This window comes from Syntrophomonas sp. UBA1041 (assembly GCF_002316705.1).
In the GTDB taxonomy this organism is placed as follows: domain Bacteria; phylum Bacillota; class Syntrophomonadia; order Syntrophomonadales; family Syntrophomonadaceae; genus DTU019.
The window spans coordinates 88307-93929 of the sequence record NZ_DCEA01000053.1; the positions used below are offsets into that span (position 1 = coordinate 88307).

The window sequence follows — 5623 nt, forward strand, 5'->3', positions numbered from 1 at the left end:
ACCATAATGGGAATATCCTGGCGCGGGTTCTGCTCCGTCCATTGAGGATGTCTGATGGAAATCAGCGGGCCATTTTCTTTGGTGGAACTTTCAGGATCGATACCTTCCCAGTTTTCCGCTATTATCGAATAGCCCTGCCAGCTCTCCGGCAAGGAAAAAGTAAAACCGTATTCCCCATTGCTGTACACGGCTGCATCCTCATATTCATATGAAGTAATAAGCCAGCGGTTATCGATTTTCTCTGCTTCCAGAATAACCGGCTTTTTGCCGGCCACACCGCCGTTAACCATCTCCACGCTGGTCATGGTTATAATTTCGCCCTTAATCTCGTAGCTGGAATCTGACAGCTTCTCCACAACGGTAATATCTATACGCTCCGGCCAGGGACTCGAAGCCGCCCGGCCCGGAGCATTGTCAGGGTCATTTTGCCACTTGGCCAGAAGTGCGGGGGATGCTAAACCGCCATAGTTTTCCTGTAGGCTGTTTTTCACCGCCTCCGCAGGGGCCAGCAGTGAGACATTTTTCAGTTTACTGCCGAAGTCACTAACCAGTTTCATAACTGCAGCCTCATCGCTGTCAGCCTGTTGGTCTGGGGCGGATGGGAGGGCGACAGGAAACGTCCTTATTCCGGCGGCATACGGAGCAATTTCATACTGCAGGAAATATACGATGAGGTTCCCGTTCTCCAGGTAAAAACGCTGCTCCTCATTTATGCCCTGAAACCCATGTTCCCCTTCAAAATACTCTTCCGGATTAAGCGCAATTATGGACCTTACCCGCTCATTAATCATTTCTATATGATTGGAGTCAGGGGCGAATAGATCGCTTAAGGCCAGTTCCTGACCGGTATTTAAATCGAAATTATAGGCCACACGATCGGTCATGCCATGGGCCCCTCCGGTATAAGTGTAATAATCCACATAGAAACTCAATATGTCCCGGGTTACATAATACTGATTAAACCGGCTCGCAATCCCGTAGGTGTGGAGCGGCTCAGCCAGTATAAAATCAGAATCAAGCTGGGCTTGTTGTTCCATAGCTTCCTGCCGCTGCCGGGCGTCATTTTCCATAACTTCATTCAAACGGGCTTGTATCTCTTTATCCTGCAGACCGGTAATGACAGGAATATTTAGATCTATGTTTATAAGCGGCGATTCGCTTTTCACTTCTTTGCACTCCAGCTTAACTACAGAAACCGGGCCGGCCTGCACAGGATTCATTTCAATAAGTTTTACACACTGATTCAAGACCCGGGCCAGTTCAGCCCGCTTGATAGGGTCATAGGGCCGGAAAAGATTGTCGTTCCCCTTCATGATGCCGGTGTTGCTTACAAATACCATAGCATTGGCATCGTCCCGGGAAAGCTGGGCGGTATCATCGTACAACGGCATCAGCATGATCATGGGTATGGTGATTCCCCGGGCCTGAAAAGCATTGTAGATACTCCTGGCAACCTCAATCCTGCTGACATTTTCTTCCCCCGCAAAACTACCCTGCGGGGGAAACAGGTGGTTGACTGCGCCCAGAACCACCGCCTGACTGTACCATGCCTCTTCCCGCAAATCATAGTAATAATCGCTGGTCTCGGGCTCCTGCATAAATCGCATATTCCCGTAGTCCAACTCAAAAGCCCGGGCTAAAACAGCCGCCAGTTGGAAACGGTTTACTTTTTCTTCCGGCGAAAACGTTTTATAACCAAACTCATTCACCCCGGTACCCAGCATTAAACCCTGGCTATAGGCAGCTTCGATTTCACTTTCAGCCCAGTGGCCCTGGATATCCGCAAAAGTCCCGGAAAATAATTTAGCACTGGCCGTTCCGGCCGGAGACAACAGGAACACTGCCAGCACCAGATAACAAACCAGCTTTTTCATAGCTTCACCCTGCCTCTCGTTTTTCTTCATTTATTGTTACGAGGAGGGAATAGGTATCTTACAATACTGAAAGGTTAATAATTTTTATAATTTCGTCCTGCTGTCTAAAACCATGCGAGGACGGCATATAAATGAATCGCGGCTTAATTGCCGGGGCATGCAGAGTGGTCAGAAGCAATATGAGGGTATTTTATCAGCTTGATTTTGACCAGCGCATGATAAGCCTTTTCTCATCTTTCCTTATGACGTACTGCAATTGCCAGTCTGACATCATCTCCCGGGCCCTTTCCTTCAGGTTGTAGCTGTTCATAATCCTGATTAGTTTGGTATGGTATTGAGGATCGGTGGCATATCCGCATATCTTAAGCTGCCGGGCATATTCATCCGGATCACCGGCCGCTTCCCGGCAGGGCTTATAGCGTTCCAGGGCCATCAACTCCGCCAGATCTTCGAAGCTTTCCTCATAATTGTGGTAAGCTCGGAAACGGTGCTGCACTCTGGTTTTTCGGCCTCTAACATACTCCGTTGTGGTTATAAGCACGCTGCCGGCAGGACCCTCGCCTTTGATATTGAAAAGATTGTAGCTGAATTGCCCGGTGTGCATATCGGTGATTATGTGTTTTCCATACCCGGTTTCCAGGCAGGCCTGAGCCGTAATTACCGCCGCCGGCAGATTATGTTTCTTCTGTATCTGTACCGCATCTTCGAGCACCCATGCAATGAAATCACGGTTGGGCATTTATCCGCCTTCTTCCACCAAGATAATAAATAGGTCGCCATAATAATCTATTGCTGCTCATACCGTTTGGTCACCCTATATAAACACAGGTGGAAAACTTCAAGGTTCCGGCTCGTTTTAGCGATGGCACTGAATAGAGGAGAGGCCTTCTGCTCTTCCGCGGCACGTGGCATTTCACATGCCTTTAATATCTATCACCACCACTTCGGGCGGGTTGAATACGCGCGGCAAACGGGGGTTGAAAGAAAGTCCACGGCTCACGATGTGGGTCAGAGAACCATGATCATACATTCCCCCGGCATATTTCGGAAACCAGCCTTGATTGGGCGAATAAAGCCCATTCAGCATGAATGGAATCCTGACCTGGCCCCCATGGGCATGCCCCGACAACACCAGGTCAAAAGCGCTTGCTTGATAGATTTCTACCAGCTCAGGGCGGTGTGACAAAAGCACTTTATAGCATTCAGGTTCATTGCGCAGCCCGGAGAATGCGCTGAAAAACGCCTCCTCCCAATCAGATCCCGGCTTCTCATCCTTAACAACTTCCGGGTCGTCAACCCCAGCGATAATAATCGCTGAGCTATTGACGGTAATTGTGTCGTAACTGTTTTCAAGAACGGCAACGTCATATTGGCGAATGGCATCTTTGATACGTCTGATATCATTGGACCAGTACTCATGGTTGCCGGACACGTAATAAACCGGGGCAATTCCCTTTATTCCCTGCAGAAGCATTTCAGTGCCTTGAAGAGGCGCCTCATCATCAGCTATGTCTCCTGCCAGAGCTATAATATCGGGATTCTGATTTCTAATCAACTCAACCAGTTTAGATTGCCCTTCGCCATAAATATGATTATGCAAATCAGCGATCAGGACTATTCTTACAGACTCGTCCGCGTTTAATTTATCGGTATGGACAGTGTATTCCCTAACCACCAGCCCATTATAGAAAGCCGCAAATAAGAATATAGCCAGCAGGCCGGCGACTGCAAGTCTCCTCATCCTCATAAAAAATATCCCTTTATTCTTAAGTCATTATCTTTATAATAAGCAATCAAATGAAAACCGCCTTGCATACGCTCTTGGCGATCCATTTGGCGCGGCTGTCAAGGAAGCACAGGCTGGTACATCATGACGGCTTGATTGGCGCAAATAACCTCATCGCCGATTTCCTCGCCGCCCGGGTTATAAATCTTTCGCGCCAGCACATTGCTGCGGGTATAACCGCCCCACCACTCGGCATTTATAATATGCTCCCTTTCATAGACCTGGTATCGCACCTCAAGCGGTCGGCGGCTGCGCCATTCTCCGTAAAGATTCTGATCATCGAGCCTTATCAGCAACTGGTAAGGCAACCCGGTATTATTGGTTATCTGCAGATCAACGTAATTATAGACCACCGTAGCCCCGCTGCCGAATGGCTGGGTGCGGTCGCTGTCAGGAAACACATCATAGTTGTGCCTCCAGCGTTCGGTGACTGTCAGCGGGGTGAAGAGAGTCATCCAATAGATCAGATTGGATAACTGGCACAGTCCCCCGCCGGTTCCTGAACAAACCGCACCGTTGCTCAAGACCATGCCATCCAGATATCCTTTGCGGCGGGTGGGCCTTCCCACTGATCTCCAGAAAGAGAAAGTCTCACCAGGCTGCAGAATCAGCCCGTTCAGGCGAGAAGCTGCCAGGCGCAGATTGGTGATCTTATTATACTGCAGCCGCATGTCAACTTCCCTGAGCTGTCTTAGGAGCGGGGTTTGGTGGCCGGCGATCTTATACGCAAGCGGGCAGCCGGCATCAATTGCACTGGCATAGCGCTTATTCGGGAGCAGCCACTGCAGGTATCTTCGCCCGGTGAAAAACGCCCGGCCCAGGGCCAGGCGCAGCGGCGATCTTTGTGTGGGAACGATTGGCTTGGCAATTGATTGGTTCATTTTCGTACCTTTTTCGCCCCGACTCTAAAATTTTTCTACTGTCAAATAACATAACGCTTAAAACCGCAGTACCGGCCTCATCCCGTTCGCAAAAGGGGGGGACAGGATTTTTCGCCGGGCAGGTGAAGCTGTCTATTGTACGCTGTTGACTGCACATTCTTTCACTTTTTGACTCACATCTACAGATATTATACAGAAGGGTTCATCCATTAATACTGATAATATGTTGCTAACAGTTCGGTATATTGCTGATTATTCTGCTGCGCTGCTTGTTCCCAGGTAAGACCTGTCTGAGTTGTAAAAGTCGCCATAGCTTGAATCAATTGATCAACTTGACTGCTCACCAGTTGGCAGCCTCCCAATGTTTCAAGGCTATCCAGCTTGGCATTGGCATTGGTATACCAATTCTGAACCAATACACTCTCCGTCTGTCCTACTACCTGAATCTTCATATTGTTTTGTATTCTGCTGAATATCAATAGTTCAGGATCATACGAAAATATCGCCTTATCAAGATCAGTTGCCGTTGCGGTACCATTGTTTATAATATCTTGACCAAAAGCACCGTTAAATACGTAGGTGTCGTTGCCTTTTCCTCCCTCCAGATAGTCGTTCCCTTCGCTACCGTCCAAAATGTCATTGCCGTTGCTGCCATATAGGCTGTCGGCTCCCGCTCCTCCATACAGAGTGTCGTTGCCGTCTTCTCCGTACAACTTGTCTTCGCCTTCGCTGCCCGACAATATATCGTCTCCCACGCCGCCATAGAGTTTATCGTTCCCCAGACCTCCGTCTATGGTGTCGTTCCCGCCATAGCTGTACACGATGTCATCACCGCCCAGGGTGCCAATGGCTTCATCTTCGTCAAAACCATACACGGTGTCGTTCTCTTCGCTCACTTTCACCACTGCGCTCTTGATGTATTCGTAATCCCACTCGTTTCCATCAGCGAACTGGATCTTCTCGATTCGGTAGCTGCTGCTGTCAAAATACCTATTGACCACCAGTTTCTCTTCCGTTCCAATCAAGCGCAGTTCCAGATTGGCCCCCGTTCGCACCGCATCTATCTCACCCGCGGTGATCCC

The 5623-nt window shown here is 49.1% G+C and carries 5 protein-coding genes; all 5 read right to left on the bottom strand.

Going from position 1 to position 5623, the window contains the following annotated elements; genetic code table 11:
- Positions 1–1874 (bottom strand): PdaC/SigV domain-containing protein (locus tag B2633_RS08065; RefSeq protein ID WP_483170089.1); only part of this gene is annotated, 1874 nt, incomplete at its 3' end.
- 193 nt (positions 1875–2067) lie between these two features.
- Complete coding sequence (locus tag B2633_RS08070) at positions 2068–2613, bottom strand: glycoside hydrolase family 73 protein (protein ID WP_481039399.1); 546 nt, start codon at positions 2611–2613, stop codon at positions 2068–2070.
- Positions 2614–2787: 174 nt separating this feature from the next.
- The gene (locus B2633_RS08075; protein WP_483170090.1) at positions 2788–3615 is read right to left on the bottom strand and encodes a metallophosphoesterase; all 828 of its coding nucleotides are present in this window, start codon (positions 3613–3615) and stop codon (positions 2788–2790) included.
- A 104-nt stretch (positions 3616–3719) separates the two neighbouring features.
- Positions 3720–4541, bottom strand: coding sequence for a VanW family protein (locus B2633_RS08080; protein WP_483170091.1), 822 nt, complete (start codon positions 4539–4541; stop codon positions 3720–3722).
- Between the two features lie 209 nt (positions 4542–4750).
- The coding region (locus tag B2633_RS08085; protein ID WP_483170093.1) for a calcium-binding protein at positions 4751–5623 on the bottom strand (873 nt) is incomplete at its 5' end.

What these genes read in the sequence shown, in the direction of transcription:
- B2633_RS08070 (WP_481039399.1), bottom strand. Translation starts at nt 2,613, where the DNA reads ATGCCCAACCGTGATTTCATTGCATGGGTGCTCGAAGATGCGGTACAG.
- B2633_RS08075 (WP_483170090.1), bottom strand. Translation starts at nt 3,615, where the DNA reads ATGAGGAGACTTGCAGTCGCCGGCCTGCTGGCTATATTCTTATTTGCG.
- B2633_RS08080 (WP_483170091.1), bottom strand. Translation starts at nt 4,541, where the DNA reads ATGAACCAATCAATTGCCAAGCCAATCGTTCCCACACAAAGATCGCCG.